Origin of the sequence: Pantoea sp. E2023-21, assembly GCF_051302795.1 — a bacterium.
GTDB lineage: Bacteria > Pseudomonadota > Gammaproteobacteria > Enterobacterales > Enterobacteriaceae > Pantoea > Pantoea ludwigii_A.
On sequence record NZ_CP195344.1, the window covers coordinates 3476234 to 3492198 of the forward strand.

Here is a 15965-nt window from a genome sequence, read left to right on the forward strand (position 1 = left end):
CGCATGACAACGTTAAGCTGCAAAGTGACTTCGGTTGAAGCGATTACGGATACGGTTTATCGCGTCCGTTTAATTCCGGCTGCGGATTTTAACTTCCGCGCAGGACAGTATTTGATGGTGGTGATGGATGAACGCGACAAGCGTCCCTTCTCACTGGCGTCCACGCCGATGGAAAAGGACATCATTGAACTGCACATCGGCGCATCGGATCTCAATCTCTATGCAATGGCCGTGATGGATCGCATCAAGAACGACCGCCAGATTACGGTTGATATGCCGCATGGTGATGCCTGGCTGCGCGAAGAGAGCGATCGTCCTATCATTCTGATTGCGGGCGGCACCGGATTCTCCTACGCGCGTTCTATTCTGTTGACCGCGCTGGCACAGAAACCCGATCGCGAGATTGCAATTTACTGGGGCGGCCGTGAATTGATGCATCTGTACGATCTGGACGAGTTGAATGCGCTGGCCGTGAAGCATCCAAACCTGAAAGTGATTCCGGTGGTGGAACAGCCGGCGGATGACTGGACCGGACGCAGCGGCACAGTGCTGACGGCGGTGATGCAGGATTTCGCGTCACTGAGCGAGCACGATATCTACATTGCCGGTCGTTTTGAGATGGCGAAGATTGCGCGTGAGCGCTTCTGTGCCGAGCGTGGTGCGCTGGAAGCGCAGATGTACGGCGATGCGTTTGCGTTTATTTGATGATCAACAGAACGCGATAATTTGCGCATATCCCGTTCAATAAACGTAGGGTCGCCATTCATGGCGACCGATGTATTGCGCAAAAAAGCCCGCCCCTTCGGGCGGGAACACGTGCAACATTAACGTATTAAACCCGTTCGAACACCGTGGCGATGCCCTGGCCTAAGCCAATACACATGGTTGCCAGGCCAAATTGCGCATCGCGACGCTCCATCAGATTTAGTAGCGTGGTACTGATACGCGCGCCGGAACATCCCAGCGGATGACCGAGCGCAATCGCGCCGCCATGCAAATTTACTTTCTCATCCAGCTGCGCCAGCAAACCCATGTCCTTAATGCATGGCAGCGCCTGCGCGGCAAAAGCCTCGTTGAACTCGAATAGGTCAATATCCTGTACGCTGAGTCCGGCGCGTTTTAGCGCCAGTTTGCTAGCAGGAACCGGGCCATAACCCATGATGGACGGATCGCAGCCCACCACCGCCATGCTGCGAATGCGCGCACGCGGCGTCAGGCCGAGCTCACGCGCGCGACTTTCGCTCATGATCAGCATCGCGGCTGCGCCGTCGGAGAGCGCGGAGGAACTGCCTGCGGTCACGGTGCCGTTAACCGGATCGAATGCCGGGCGCAGCGCGGCCAATCCTTCGAGGCTGGTCTCTTCGCGAATCACTTCATCGCTATCAAAACGTTTCAACACGCCATCGGCGTCGTGGCCATAGGTCGCCACAATCTCACGCTTAAAGTCACCGCGTTGGGTAGCCGCCCAGGCGCGCTGGTGTGAACGCAGCGCAAAAGCATCCTGCTGCTCACGTGTAATGTGATGCATGCGGGCCAACATCTCAGCGGTTAAGCCCATCATGCCCGCCGCTTTCGCCACCGTGCGGCCCAGGCCAGGATGGAAATCCACGCCGTGACTCATCGGCACGTGGCCCATATGTTCTACGCCGCCGATTAGACAGCTATGCGCGTCGCCAACCATAATGGCGCGCGCCGCATCGTGCAGCGCCTGCATCGAGGAACCGCAAAGACGGTTGACGGTGCTGGCAGGCACGCGATGCGGAATCTCCGCCAGCAGCGCGGCGTTACGTGCAATGTTGAAGCCTTGCTCCAGCGTCTGCTGCACGCAGCCCCAGATAATGTCATCCAGTGTGGCGGGATCGACCATCGGGTTGCGGCTCAGCAATTCGCGCATCAAATGCGCCGACAGATCTTCCGCGCGAACCTGACGAAACGCGCCACCTTTGGAGCGGCCCATTGGCGTGCGTACCGCATCAACAATGACTACTTTTTCCATTTTCATTACCTCAGGCACTTTGCAGCGCCGCTTCGTCAATCGGTTGCACCGCGGGATACCAGCTCTGATGCTGATGAGCTTTTTGCAACAGCAGCGCCGGCAGCGCATACAGCGGGCCCAGCGCGGTATAACGTTTGGCCTGATCGACCACGTTGCTATTGCCCAGCGTATCCATGTAGCGGAACGCGCCGCCGCGGAACGGCGGGAAGCCTAAACCGTACACCAGCGCCATATCAGCTTCGGCCGGTGAAGCAATGATCTTCTCTTCGAGGCAGCGCACCACTTCGTTGAGCATCGGCAGCATCATGCGGTTGGCGATCTCTTCATCGCTGAATACGCGCTTCGGCTGGCAAATAGGCTCCAGCAAGGCATCGACAGCCGCATCGGCTTTCTTCTGCGCTTTGCCTTTTTTGTCCTGTTCCCAGCGGTAAAAGCCCTGGCCGTTTTTCTGACCATAACGTTTGGCTTCGAACAGCACGTCGATAGCGTCGCGATAATCTTTCTGCATGCGCGATGGGAAGCCATGCGCCATCACCTGTTGGGCGTGATGTGCGGTATCAATGCCCACCACATCCAGCAGCCAGGCAGGACCCATCGGCCAGCCGAACTGTTTTTCCATCACTTTATCGACCTGGCGGAAGTCCGCGCCGTCGCGCAATAGCAAACTAAATGCGGCGAAGTAGGGGAACAGCACGCGATTGACAAAGAAGCCGGGGCAGTCATTCACCACAATCGGCGTTTTGCCCATTTTGCTTGCCCAGGCCACCACTTTACTGATGGTGGATTCCGAGGTTTGTTCACCGCGAATCACCTCGACCAGCGGCATTCTTGGTACCGGATTGAAGAAATGCATGCCGCAGAAGTTTTCTGGGCGCTTTAAGGCTTTCGCCAGCTGGCTGATCGGAATAGTTGAGGTGTTAGAGGCGAGAATGGCGTCCTCGCGCAGATGCTGCTCGGTTTCGGCCAGCACTTTGGCTTTGATCTGTGGATTCTCCACCACCGCTTCAACCACCACATCGGGGCGGTCGAATCCGGCGTAATCCAGCGTCGGCTGAATGGTGGTGAGGACGCTGGCCAGCTTCGCGCCGTCAATTTTGCCGCGCTCAAGCTGTTTGTTCAGCAGCTTACTGGCTTCGGTCATGCCCAGCGTTAACGCCTGTGGATTAATATCTTTCATCATCACCGGCACGCCTTTCCATGCCGATTGATAGGCAATGCCGCCGCCCATAATGCCTGCGCCCAATACGGCGGCTTGCTGCGGTGCACCGGTTGCGCTGCTGTGCTTCTTCGCCAGGCCTTTGACGTATTGATCGTTCAGGAAGATACCGACCAGCGCGCGTGCCACATCACTTTGGGCCAACGGCACAAACGCGGCGGTTTCCAGCTTCAGCGCATCATCACGTCCGAGGCTGGCGGCGGCTTCAATGGTTTTCACAGCGGTAATGGGTGCCGGATAGTGTTTGCCCGCAGTTTGCAGCACCATGCTTTTGGCGATGGTGAAGCTCATGGCGGCTTCAATCGGGCTGAGTTTCAGCGGCGCCAGCTTCGGCGCACGACGCGCCTGCCAGTTGCCCTGCACGATGGCGTCCTGCAAGACGCTTAGCGCCGCTGCGCGTAATTTGTCGCTGCTGACAACGGCATCGACCAAACCGAGTTTCAGCGCGCTATTGCCATCCACATCTTTGCCCGCCGCGATAATCTCCATCGCGCTATCGGCCCCAAGCAGACGCGGCAAACGTACGCTGCCGCCAAAGCCCGGCATGATGCCTAATTTGGTTTCCGGCAGGCCGATGCGCGCGGTTGGCGTGGCAATGCGGAAATCGGTGGCGAGCACGCATTCGCAGCCGCCGCCTAACGCATAGCCATCGATGGCGGCCATGGTTGGCACCGGCAAATCTTCTAAACGATTGAAGATGCTGTTGGCAAACGCCAGCCACTGGCTCAACTTCTCTTCTGGCGCATCAAACAGCGACAGGAATTCGGTGATATCGGCACCGACAATAAATGCCGGTTTGGCCGACGAGAGCAGCAAACCGCGCAGAGCCGGTTGTTGTTCCAGCACGCTCAACGCTTCGCCTAACGAAGCAACGGTTTTGGTATCAAGTTTGTTCACCGAGCCGGGCGCATCGAATATGAGCTCCGCGATGCCATCGTCAAGCCAGTGAACTGAAAGGGTATCGCCTTGGTAGAGCATGTTCATCTCCTGAAACCGCGAAAGTTGATCTGGTCATACCAGATGGTTTGGAGTGTGAGTGTGATGTTAATTTTTTGCAAACGAGAGTTTGATTATTTGATACGGCGATCACAGCGCGCGCAGCACGGCATCGCTAACACGGCTGTGCTACACTGCGGCCACTTTCGCGACATTGGAGACAAGTCCATGGATTCACTGAAAACCCTGTATCACGCGCACATCAATACGCTGCAGCAGCGAGCGCAGCAGGTGCTGGCTCGCTTTAAGCTTGATGCCATGCTGATTCATTCCGGCGAGTTGCTGACCGTTTTTCTCGACGATCACGACTATCCGTTTAAGGTGAATCCCCAGTTTAAATCGTGGGTACCGGTGACGCAGGTGCCAAACTGCTGGTTATGGATCGATGGCGTGAATAAACCCAAGCTGTGGTTCTATTCGCCAGTGGATTACTGGCACAACGTTGAGCCGCTACCCAATAGTTTTTGGACCAACGATGTCGACGTGATTGGCCTGAAGAGTGCCGATGAGATCGTGCAGTTGCTGCCTGCACAGCGCGAAAACGTGGCCTATATCGGTCCGGTGCCGTCACGCGCTGCCCAGCTCGGTATTAACAGCGAGCAGGTGAACCCGCAAGGCGTGATCGATTTCCTGCATTATCATCGCAGTATCAAAACCGAGTACGAACTGGCGTGTATGCGTGAAGCGCAGAAGCTGGCGGTGGCGGGGCATCGCGCTGCCAAAGAGGCGTTCTTCTCTGGCATGAGCGAGTTCGATATTAATATTGCGTATCTCACCGCAACCGGTCATCGCGATACCGATGTGCCTTACGGCAATATCATCGCGCTCAATGAGCATGCTGCGGTGCTGCACTACACCAGGTTGGATCATCAACCACCGGCTAAACGCCACAGCTTCCTGATTGACGCCGGGGCGGAATATCTGGGTTATGCCGCTGACCTGACGCGCAGCTATGCAGCGCAGAGCAAATCGCGCTATGCCGAAATGGTTGCAGCGATGAACAAGGAAGAGCTGGCGCTGATCGCCACCTTGAAAGCCGGCGTGCGCTATACCGATTATCATCTGCAGATGCATCAGCGCATTGCGCGCCTGCTGCTGAAATTCGAGCTGGTTAAAGGGCTGACTGAAGAGACGCTGGTGGCGGAAGATTTAACCGGCCCGTTTATGCCGCACGGCCTGGGACATCCGCTCGGCTTGCAGGTGCACGACGTAGCGGGCTTTATGCAAGACGACAACGGCACACATCTCGCTGCACCGTCGCAGTATCCGTACTTGCGTTGTACTCGCGTGCTGGAACCTGGCATGGTGCTGACTATCGAACCGGGCTTCTATATTATCGATTCGCTGCTGGCGAAGCTGCGCGGCGGCAAGTTCAGCCAATACTTTGACTGGGCGGCAATCGATGCATTAAAACCGTACGGCGGCATTCGTATCGAGGATAACGTAGTGATCCACGCTAATCGTATTGAAAACATGACGCGCGATCTGCACCTTGCCTGATGGATGCTTACGACATTCCCGCTGAGGCCGTGAGTCTCAGCGAGGAAACCATCAAGAAAAGCCGCTTCATTACTTTGCTGGCGCACACGGCGGGCGTGGAAGCGGCGCGCGCGTTTGTGCAGCAGATGAAGCAAGAACATCCCACTGCGCGGCATCACTGCTGGGCGTGGGTGGCGGGTGCGCCGGATGATTCGCAGCAGTTGGGTTTCTCCGATGATGGCGAACCTTCTGGCACCGCGGGTAAACCGATGCTGGCCCAGCTGATGGGCAGCGGCGTCGGTGAGATTACCGCGGTGGTGGTGCGTTATTATGGCGGCATCATGCTTGGCACCGGCGGATTGGTAAAAGCTTATGGTGGCGGTGTACAACAAGGGCTGAAGCAACTGGCGCGTCTTCGTAAAGTGCCGATGGAATCTTTTACCCTGCACTGTGATTACGCCCAACTCAGCGATATCGAGCGCCTGCTGCAACGTTTTGACGGCATTATAGAAGAGAGCCATTATCAGGATCGCATTGCGCTGCGTTTAGCGTTGCCACATGCACAGATTGATGGCTTTCGCCAAAACCTCTCTGATTACAGCCGGGGCGCGCTGACGCTCATCCCGCTGACAAACTAAAAGCTTCTGTTTAAAGGAAACGGCTGAATGCATTTTCGCGCCATTACCCGCATCGTGGGCCTGCTGGTGATTCTGTTCTCGGTGACCATGATCTTACCGGGCCTCGTCGCCTTAATTTACCGGGATGGTGCCGGGCGCGCGTTCAGTCAGACCTTTATGATGGCGATCGTCATCGGTTCACTGCTGTGGTGGCCTAACCGCAAGCAGAAAAGTGAACTCAAACCGCGTGAAGGTTTCTTGATTGTGGTGCTGTTCTGGACCGTGCTGGGCAGCGTGGGTGCGATGCCGTTTATCTTTGCTGAGCAGCCACATCTTTCAATTACCGATGCGTTCTTTGAATCCTTCTCCGGTCTTACAACCACTGGCGCCACCACGCTGGTGGGGCTGGATACGTTGCCAAAAGCGATTCTATTCTATCGTCAGATGCTGCAGTGGCTTGGCGGGATGGGGATCATTGTGTTGGCGGTGGCGATTCTGCCGATTCTTGGCGTCGGGGGTATGCAGCTCTATCGCGCCGAAATGCCGGGACCATTGAAAGATAACAAGATGCGCCCGCGCATCGCGGAAACAGCGAAAACGCTGTGGCTGATCTATGTCTTGCTCACTGTGGCGTGCGCCGTGGCGCTGTGGTTGGCGGGCATGCCGATGTTCGATGCTATCGGTCATAGCTTTTCAACCATCGCGATTGGCGGGTTCTCAACCCATGATGCCAGCATTGGCTACTTTAACAGTCCAACCATCAATACCATCATTGCGGTATTTCTACTGATTTCGGGTTGTAACTACGGCCTGCACTTCTCTTTATTGAGTGGTCGCAACCTGAAAGTGTATTGGCGCGATCCCGAATTCCGTATGTTTATTGGTGTACAACTGACGTTGGTGCTGATCTGTACCATCGTGTTGTGGTTCCATAATGTGTACGCCAGCGGCTGGCAAACGTTAAATCAGGCGTTTTTCCAGGTGGTATCGATGGCAACCACGGCGGGTTTCACTACAGACAGCATTGCGCGTTGGCCACTGTTTCTGCCGGTGTTGCTGCTCTGCTCGGCCTTTATCGGCGGGATGGCCGGCTCAACTGGCGGTGGTTTGAAGGTGATCCGTATTCTGTTGCTGTTTAAGCAGGGCTCGCGTGAACTGAAACGTTTGGTGCACCCGAATGCTGTCTACACCATCAAACTAGGTAACCGCGCGCTACCGGAACGTATCCTTGAAGCGGTGTGGGGGTTCTTCTCAGCTTATGCGCTGGTGTTCCTGCTCAGTATGCTGGCCATCATCGCGACTGGCGTCGATGATTTCTCTGCTTTTGCTGCCGTGGCCGCGACCCTGAATAACCTCGGGCCCGGATTGGGTGTGGTAGCCGATAACTTCACTTCAATGAATGATGTGGCGAAGTGGATTTTGATTTTGACCATGCTGTTTGGACGCCTTGAAGTGTTCACGCTGCTGGTGCTGTTTACGCCGACCTTCTGGCGCGAATAATAAAATAGGATTGAATAATGAAAGCGTTGATTCTGTATTCCAGCCGCGATGGGCAAACCCGTGACATTGCCGCGCGCATTGCGCAGACGTTAGTGCCGCATCAGCTGTGCGACGTGATCGATTTGCTTGAGGCGCAAAAAGTTGATTGGTTGCAGTATGATCGCGTGCTGATTGGGGCATCAATTCGCTACGGTCATTTTCATCCAGCATTGCTGAAGTTCGTAACGCAGCACAAGGCGCCGCTGCAACAGCGCGTAAGTGGTTTCTTTAGTGTTAACCTGACGGCGCGTAAAGCGGATAAGTGCACACCAGAAACCAATGCATATACACGCAAGTTTCTGGAGCAATCACCCTGGCAACCAGATTGCTGTGCGGTTTTCGCCGGTGCACTGCGTTATCCTCGTTATCGCTGGTTCGATCGCGTCATGATTCAGTTCATTATGCGAATGACTGGCGGCGAAACCGATACATCGAAAGAAGTGGAATACACTGACTGGAATAAAGTGGTGCTTTTTGCTCAGGATTTTGCGCAGTTACCAGGCAAATCGTTGTGAAATACAGCGTTGTGGTGAAATTTAGGCCGAACGATTATTTATTTGCAATAAACCCTTGTCAGCTCCGAATAACTCCCTATAATGCGCCACCACTGAGACGGCAAAGCGGCAACGCAGACGGCTCAGCAGGGAGTGAAGAAATTCACCCCGCCGGATGAAAACGCTGAAAAAAGTGTTTGACTCCGAAGGAGGAAAGCGTAATATACGCCACCTCGCGACAGACGGTTAACCCGCTGCTCGCAACGCTCTTTAACAATTTATCAGACAATCTGTGTGGGCACTCGCAGGATTGATATCAGCGTCTCCGGACGCAAAAAATATCAAGTCTCACGAGTGAACACATAATGAAATTCATTATGACGTTTTACAGATGAGCATCGCTGCACTCGTTGCAGCAAATCAAACTTAAATTGAAGAGTTTGATCATGGCTCAGATTGAACGCTGGCGGCAGGCCTAACACATGCAAGTCGAACGGTAGCACAGAGGAGCTTGCTCCTTGGGTGACGAGTGGCGGACGGGTGAGTAATGTCTGGGAAACTGCCCGATGGAGGGGGATAACTACTGGAAACGGTAGCTAATACCGCATAACGTCGCAAGACCAAAGTGGGGGACCTTCGGGCCTCACACCATCGGATGTGCCCAGATGGGATTAGCTAGTAGGTGGGGTAATGGCTCACCTAGGCGACGATCCCTAGCTGGTCTGAGAGGATGACCAGCCACACTGGAACTGAGACACGGTCCAGACTCCTACGGGAGGCAGCAGTGGGGAATATTGCACAATGGGCGCAAGCCTGATGCAGCCATGCCGCGTGTATGAAGAAGGCCTTCGGGTTGTAAAGTACTTTCAGCGGGGAGGAAGGCGGTGAGGTTAATAACCTTACCGATTGACGTTACCCGCAGAAGAAGCACCGGCTAACTCCGTGCCAGCAGCCGCGGTAATACGGAGGGTGCAAGCGTTAATCGGAATTACTGGGCGTAAAGCGCACGCAGGCGGTCTGTCAAGTCGGATGTGAAATCCCCGGGCTTAACCTGGGAACTGCATTCGAAACTGGCAGGCTAGAGTCTTGTAGAGGGGGGTAGAATTCCAGGTGTAGCGGTGAAATGCGTAGAGATCTGGAGGAATACCGGTGGCGAAGGCGGCCCCCTGGACAAAGACTGACGCTCAGGTGCGAAAGCGTGGGGAGCAAACAGGATTAGATACCCTGGTAGTCCACGCCGTAAACGATGTCGACTTGGAGGTTGTTCCCTTGAGGAGTGGCTTCCGGAGCTAACGCGTTAAGTCGACCGCCTGGGGAGTACGGCCGCAAGGTTAAAACTCAAATGAATTGACGGGGGCCCGCACAAGCGGTGGAGCATGTGGTTTAATTCGATGCAACGCGAAGAACCTTACCTACTCTTGACATCCAGAGAACTTAGCAGAGATGCTTTGGTGCCTTCGGGAACTCTGAGACAGGTGCTGCATGGCTGTCGTCAGCTCGTGTTGTGAAATGTTGGGTTAAGTCCCGCAACGAGCGCAACCCTTATCCTTTGTTGCCAGCGGGTTATGCCGGGAACTCAAAGGAGACTGCCAGTGATAAACTGGAGGAAGGTGGGGATGACGTCAAGTCATCATGGCCCTTACGAGTAGGGCTACACACGTGCTACAATGGCGCATACAAAGAGAAGCGACCTCGCGAGAGCAAGCGGACCTCATAAAGTGCGTCGTAGTCCGGATCGGAGTCTGCAACTCGACTCCGTGAAGTCGGAATCGCTAGTAATCGTAGATCAGAATGCTACGGTGAATACGTTCCCGGGCCTTGTACACACCGCCCGTCACACCATGGGAGTGGGTTGCAAAAGAAGTAGGTAGCTTAACCTTCGGGAGGGCGCTTACCACTTTGTGATTCATGACTGGGGTGAAGTCGTAACAAGGTAACCGTAGGGGAACCTGCGGTTGGATCACCTCCTTACCTGAAGATACCTTCCCGCGTAGTGCTCACACAGATTGTCTGATAGAAAGTAATGAGCAAGACGGCTGCGAAGTCGTGACACATCGTGTCCCCTTCGTCTAGCGGTTAGGACTCCGCCCTTTCACGGCGGCAACAGGGGTTCGAATCCCCTAGGGGACGCCACTTGCTTGGTGACAGGTGAAAGGTGTCTCCACGAAGTATCTCAAAACTGACGTAACCGTCATGTTTGAGATATTGCTCTTTAACAATCCGGAACAAGCTGAAAATTGAAACGACGTGTTGGTTCATTTCTCCGTAATAAGAAATGAATAACGACATGTTCGAGTCTCTCAATGCCTGCAGTCCCAAGCGTTGCAAAACGCCTGTGGGTTGTGAGGTTAAGCGACTAAGCGTACACGGTGGATGCCCTGGCAGTCAGAGGCGATGAAGGACGTGCTAATCTGCGTAAAGCGTCGGTAAGGTGATATGAACCGCTACAGCCGACGATGTCCGAATGGGGAAACCCGGTGCACTCAGTGCATCATCGCAACATGAATACATAGTGTTGCGAGGCGAACCTGGGGAACTGAAACATCTAAGTACCCAGAGGAAAAGAAATCAACCGAGATTCCCCCAGTAGCGGCGAGCGAACGGGGAACAGCCCAGAACCTGAATCAGTTTGTGCGTTAGTGGAAGCGTCTGGAAAGTCGCGCGATACCGGGTGATAGCCCCGTACACGAAAGTGCACATTCTGTGAGTTCGAAGAGTAGGGCGGGACACGTGGTATCCTGTCTGAATATGGGGGGACCATCCTCCAAGGCTAAATACTCCTGACTGACCGATAGTGAACCAGTACCGTGAGGGAAAGGCGAAAAGAACCCCGGCGAGGGGAGTGAAACAGAACCTGAAACCGTGTACGTACAAGCAGTGGGAGCCTTCTTTATGGGGGTGACTGCGTACCTTTTGTATAATGGGTCAGCGACTTATATTCTGTAGCAAGGTTAACCGTATAGGGGAGCCGCAGGGAAACCGAGTCTTAACTGGGCGTTAAGTTGCAGGGTATAGACCCGAAACCCGGTGATCTAGCCATGGGCAGGTTGAAGGTTGGGTAACACTAACTGGAGGACCGAACCGACTAATGTTGAAAAATTAGCGGATGACTTGTGGCTGGGGGTGAAAGGCCAATCAAACCGGGAGATAGCTGGTTCTCCCCGAAAGCTATTTAGGTAGCGCCTCGTGAACTCATCTTCGGGGGTAGAGCACTGTTTCGGCTAGGGGGCCATCCCGGCTTACCAACCCGATGCAAACTGCGAATACCGAAGAATGTTATCACGGGAGACACACGGCGGGTGCTAACGTCCGTCGTGAAGAGGGAAACAACCCAGACCGCCAGCTAAGGTCCCAAAGTCATGGTTAAGTGGGAAACGATGTGGGAAGGCACAGACAGCCAGGATGTTGGCTTAGAAGCAGCCATCATTTAAAGAAAGCGTAATAGCTCACTGGTCGAGTCGGCCTGCGCGGAAGATGTAACGGGGCTAAACCATGCACCGAAGCTGCGGCAGCGACGCGTATGCGTTGTTGGGTAGGGGAGCGTTCTGTAAGCCGTTGAAGGTGGCCTGTGAGGGCTGCTGGAGGTATCAGAAGTGCGAATGCTGACATAAGTAACGATAAAGCGGGTGAAAAGCCCGCTCGCCGGAAGACCAAGGGTTCCTGTTCAACGTTAATCGGAGCAGGGTGAGTCGACCCCTAAGGCGAGGCTGAAAAGCGTAGTCGATGGGAAGCAGGTTAATATTCCTGCACTTGGTGTTACTGCGAAGGGGGGACGGAGAAGGCTAGGTTATCCGGGCGACGGTTGTCCCGGTTTAAGCGTGTAGGCTGACATCTTTGGTAAATCCGGGGTGTCTTAAGGCTGAGGCGTGACGACGAGCCACCACGGTGGTGAAGTAACTGATGCCCTGCTTCCAGGAAAAGCCTCTAAGCTCCAGGTAACACGAAATCGTACCCCAAACCGACACAGGTGGTCAGGTAGAGAATACCAAGGCGCTTGAGAGAACTCGGGTGAAGGAACTAGGCAAAATGGTGCCGTAACTTCGGGAGAAGGCACGCTGGCGCGTAGGTGGAGGGACTTGCTCCCCGAGCCGAAGCCAGTCGAAGATACCAGCTGGCTGCAACTGTTTATTAAAAACACAGCACTGTGCAAACACGAAAGTGGACGTATACGGTGTGACGCCTGCCCGGTGCCGGAAGGTTAATTGATGGGGTTATCCGCAAGGAGAAGCTCTTGATCGAAGCCCCGGTAAACGGCGGCCGTAACTATAACGGTCCTAAGGTAGCGAAATTCCTTGTCGGGTAAGTTCCGACCTGCACGAATGGCGTAATGATGGCCAGGCTGTCTCCACCCGAGACTCAGTGAAATTGAAATCGCTGTGAAGATGCAGTGTACCCGCGGCAAGACGGAAAGACCCCGTGAACCTTTACTATAGCTTGACACTGAACATTGAGCCTTGATGTGTAGGATAGGTGGGAGGCTTTGAAGCGTGGACGCCAGTCTGCGTGGAGCCAACCTTGAAATACCACCCTTTAATGTTTGATGTTCTAACGTAGGCCCGTAATCCGGGCTGCGGACAGTGTCTGGTGGGTAGTTTGACTGGGGCGGTCTCCTCCCAAAGAGTAACGGAGGAGCACGAAGGTTGGCTAATCCTGGTCGGACATCAGGAGGTTAGTGCAATGGCATAAGCCAGCTTGACTGCGAGAGTGACGGCTCGAGCAGGTGCGAAAGCAGGTCATAGTGATCCGGTGGTTCTGAATGGAAGGGCCATCGCTCAACGGATAAAAGGTACTCCGGGGATAACAGGCTGATACCGCCCAAGAGTTCATATCGACGGCGGTGTTTGGCACCTCGATGTCGGCTCATCACATCCTGGGGCTGAAGTAGGTCCCAAGGGTACGGCTGTTCGCCGTTTAAAGTGGTACGCGAGCTGGGTTTAGAACGTCGTGAGACAGTTCGGTCCCTATCTGCCGTGGGCGCTGGAGAATTGAGGGGGGTTGCTCCTAGTACGAGAGGACCGGAGTGAACGCACCACTGGTGTTCGGGTTGTCATGCCAATGGCATTGCCCGGTAGCTAAGTGCGGAAAAGATAAGTGCTGAAAGCATCTAAGCACGAAACTTGCCCCGAGATGAGTTCTCCCTGACTCCTTGAGAGTCCTGAAGGGACGTTGAAGACTACGACGTTGATAGGCCGGATGTGTAAGCGCAGCGATGCGTTGAGCTAACCGGTACTAATGACCCGTGAGGCTTAACCTTACAACGCCAGAGGCGTTTTGGTCTGAGAGACCTGAAATTTTCAGCTTGTTTTACCGGATAGATTTGCGCGGCCCGCGAGGGCGGCGTGAGCAAAAGAATTTGCCTGGCGGCTTTAGCGCGGTGGTCCCACCTGACCCCATGCCGAACTCAGAAGTGAAACGCCGTAGCGCCGATGGTAGTGTGGGGTCTCCCCATGCGAGAGTAGGGAACTGCCAGGCATCAATCAGGTGAAGAAGCCCCGGACGTAAGTTCGGGGCTTTTTTACGTCTGCAGATCGGCAATATCCCAACAAGAAATATGAAAACATCAAACTAGCAACCTGCCGATCAGGTAAACTACGGCCAGATTAATTAGTTAAGGCCGTGACATGTCCAGCCCCCAAACATCCTTAAAAACTTTCAACACCCTCGGTCTTAAGATCGATGCACATAAATTGATCATCGCAGAAAGTCCTGACGCTATTAGTGTTGCCTGGAAAGATACTCAGCAAACAAATCTTCCCTTTATTGTATTGGGTGAAGGGAGCAACGTGCTCTTTCTGGAGGATTTTAGCGGCACGGTAGTCGTAAATGCGATCAAAGGTATCGCTATTGAAGAGCATGATGAAGCATGGCACTTGCATGTTGGTGCCGGCGAGAATTGGCATGCTTTAGTTGAGCAGACCTTAAAGAAGGGTATTACAGGGTTGGAAAACCTGGCGCTGATTCCTGGTATGGCTGGCTCAGCACCGATTCAAAATATCGGTGCATATGGTGTGGAATTTAAAGATATCTGTCACTACGTTGAAGCTATACATCTTCCAACGCAAAACATTATTCGTTTGCACCGTGAAGAGTGCCAGTTTGGCTACCGCGATAGTATTTTCAAGCATGCAATGAAGAATGACTATGTCATCGTTGCAGTGGGATTACGTCTGGAAAAACAGTGGAAACCTGTTCTGACGTATGGCGATCTGACTAAATTAAACCCGGCTACAGTCTGTGCCTGGGATGTATTCAATGCTATTTGCCATATGCGCCAAAGCAAACTGCCCGATCCCAAAATTACAGGCAATGTGGGGAGCTTCTTCAAAAATCCGCTCATCACGGCTGAGCATGCATTCGCGCTAATTAAGCAGTGGCCATCAATTCCTCATTATTCACAGGCCAGTGGTGAAGTGAAATTAGCAGCTGGTTGGTTGATCGACCAATGTGGTCTTAAAGGCTTTCGTGTGGGCGGTGCCGCAGTTCATCGTCAACAGGCTTTAGTGCTGATTAATGAAGATCATGCCACTCCACAGGATATTGTTGATTTGGCGCATCAGGTTAGAAATAGAGTCGGTCAAAAATTTGATGTTTGGCTCGAGCCAGAAGTGCGCTTTATTGGCGCTCAAGGCGAGCGTAACGCCATTGAGGTGATTTCATGAAAGATAATGGCGTGCCATTAAAATTAGTGGCATTGATGTCAGATGGTGAATTTCATTCTGGTGAGCAACTAGGTGAAGCACTTGGCATGAGTCGTGCGGCCATCAATAAACATATACAGACTTTAAAAAGTTGGGGTCTGGATGTATATACGGTGACGGGTAAAGGCTATAGCTTGCCGGGGCCAATTCAGTTACTGGATGAAGAAGTCATTCTGTCTCACCTGCATCAGCCTAATCTGGCGGTTATACCAGTTATTGATTCCACCAACCAGTATTTGTTGGATCGGATGGATCAATTGCCTTCTGGCTACGCATGTATTGCGGAATATCAACAAGCTGGCCGTGGACGTCGTGGACGCAAGTGGTTTTCTCCATTTGGCTCCAACCTATATATGTCAATGTATTGGCGCCTGGAGCAGGGACCAGCAGCGGCGATGGGCCTGAGTCTGGTCATTGGTATCATTATGGCAGAAGTGATCCAGTCGTTAGGTGCAGCTGATGTACGTGTTAAATGGCCAAATGATCTCTATCTCAAAGATCGTAAACTCGCGGGTATATTGGTTGAGTTGACAGGTAAAACGGGCGATGCCGCTCAGATTGTCATTGGTGCTGGCGTCAATTTGCTGATGCGCTCTGAAGGCGCGACAGAGATTAATCAAGGTTGGATTAATCTCCAGGAAGCTGGCGTTGATATTGATCGCAACGAGTTGGCTGCGAAATTGATTAATAGCCTGCGTCAGGCTCTACCTATTTTTGAGCAAGATGGTTTAACCCCTTTTATTTCTCGATGGGAAGCCCTTGATAACTTCATTAATCGTCCAGTAAAACTACTTATTGGGGATCGTGAGGTATATGGTATTGCTCGTGGTATTGATAAGCAGGGAGGTTTATTACTGGAGCAGGATGGAGCCATTAAATCATGGGTCGGCGGCGAGATTTCACTGCGTCCAGACACCTGATACAGGTAGT

The 15965-nt window shown here is 53.5% G+C and carries 9 protein-coding genes, 1 tRNA gene and 3 rRNA genes; 11 read left to right on the forward strand and 2 right to left on the reverse strand.

Annotation, left to right across the window (positions count from 1 at the left end):
- Positions 1-3 precede the first annotated feature (3 nt).
- Positions 4-705, forward strand: coding sequence for an NAD(P)H-flavin reductase (fre, locus tag ACRQ84_RS16325; RefSeq protein ID WP_483816595.1), 702 nt, complete (start codon positions 4-6; stop codon positions 703-705).
- Between the two features lie 127 nt (positions 706-832).
- On the opposite strand, the gene fadA is transcribed toward fre, so the two are convergent.
- Together fadA and fadB are read right to left on the reverse strand one after the other, a co-directional pair.
- Entirely contained in the window at positions 833-1996 is a 1164-nt protein-coding gene (fadA, locus tag ACRQ84_RS16330) for an acetyl-CoA C-acyltransferase FadA (protein ID WP_483816596.1), read from the reverse strand.
- Between the two features lie 10 nt (positions 1997-2006).
- Entirely contained in the window at positions 2007-4190 is a 2184-nt protein-coding gene (gene fadB, locus ACRQ84_RS16335; RefSeq protein ID WP_483816597.1) for a fatty acid oxidation complex subunit alpha FadB, read from the reverse strand.
- A 186-nt stretch (positions 4191-4376) separates the two neighbouring features.
- Between fadB and pepQ the strand changes: the two genes are divergently transcribed.
- The 10 genes from pepQ to birA all read left to right on the forward strand — a co-directional run bounded on the left by pepQ (position 4377) and on the right by birA (position 15955).
- Positions 4377-5708 carry a Xaa-Pro dipeptidase gene (pepQ, locus tag ACRQ84_RS16340; RefSeq protein WP_483816598.1) on the forward strand — a complete coding sequence of 444 codons (1332 nt, stop codon included), beginning with the start codon at positions 4377-4379 and terminating at the stop codon, positions 5706-5708.
- Positions 5708-6325, forward strand: coding sequence for an IMPACT family protein (locus ACRQ84_RS16345; protein WP_483816599.1), 618 nt, complete (start codon positions 5708-5710; stop codon positions 6323-6325). Before pepQ ends, ACRQ84_RS16345 begins: the two co-directional genes overlap by 1 nt.
- Before the next feature lie 27 nt (positions 6326-6352).
- Positions 6353-7804 carry a Trk system potassium transporter TrkH gene (gene trkH / locus ACRQ84_RS16350; protein WP_064738125.1) on the forward strand — a complete coding sequence of 484 codons (1452 nt, stop codon included), beginning with the start codon at positions 6353-6355 and terminating at the stop codon, positions 7802-7804.
- Positions 7805-7821: 17 nt separating this feature from the next.
- Positions 7822-8358 (forward strand): menaquinone-dependent protoporphyrinogen IX dehydrogenase, encoded by a 537-nt coding sequence (hemG, locus tag ACRQ84_RS16355; RefSeq protein WP_483816600.1) that lies wholly within the window; start codon positions 7822-7824, stop codon positions 8356-8358.
- 407 nt (positions 8359-8765) lie between these two features.
- Positions 8766-10308 (forward strand): 16S ribosomal RNA (locus ACRQ84_RS16360).
- Between the two features lie 87 nt (positions 10309-10395).
- Positions 10396-10470: transfer RNA gene (locus ACRQ84_RS16365), tRNA-Glu, on the forward strand.
- A gap of 213 nt (positions 10471-10683) precedes the next feature.
- Positions 10684-13591, forward strand: a 23S ribosomal RNA gene (locus ACRQ84_RS16370).
- A 102-nt stretch (positions 13592-13693) separates the two neighbouring features.
- Positions 13694-13809: ribosomal RNA gene (gene rrf / locus ACRQ84_RS16375) — 5S ribosomal RNA — on the forward strand.
- The 16S, 23S and 5S rRNA genes sit together here with 1 tRNA gene alongside, the layout of an rRNA operon.
- Before the next feature lie 149 nt (positions 13810-13958).
- Entirely contained in the window at positions 13959-14996 is a 1038-nt protein-coding gene (murB, locus tag ACRQ84_RS16380) for a UDP-N-acetylmuramate dehydrogenase (protein WP_483816601.1), read from the forward strand.
- Entirely contained in the window at positions 14993-15955 is a 963-nt protein-coding gene (birA, locus tag ACRQ84_RS16385) for a bifunctional biotin--[acetyl-CoA-carboxylase] ligase/biotin operon repressor BirA (RefSeq protein WP_483816602.1), read from the forward strand. Before murB ends, birA begins: the two co-directional genes overlap by 4 nt.
- Positions 15956-15965: the final 10 nt, after the last annotated feature.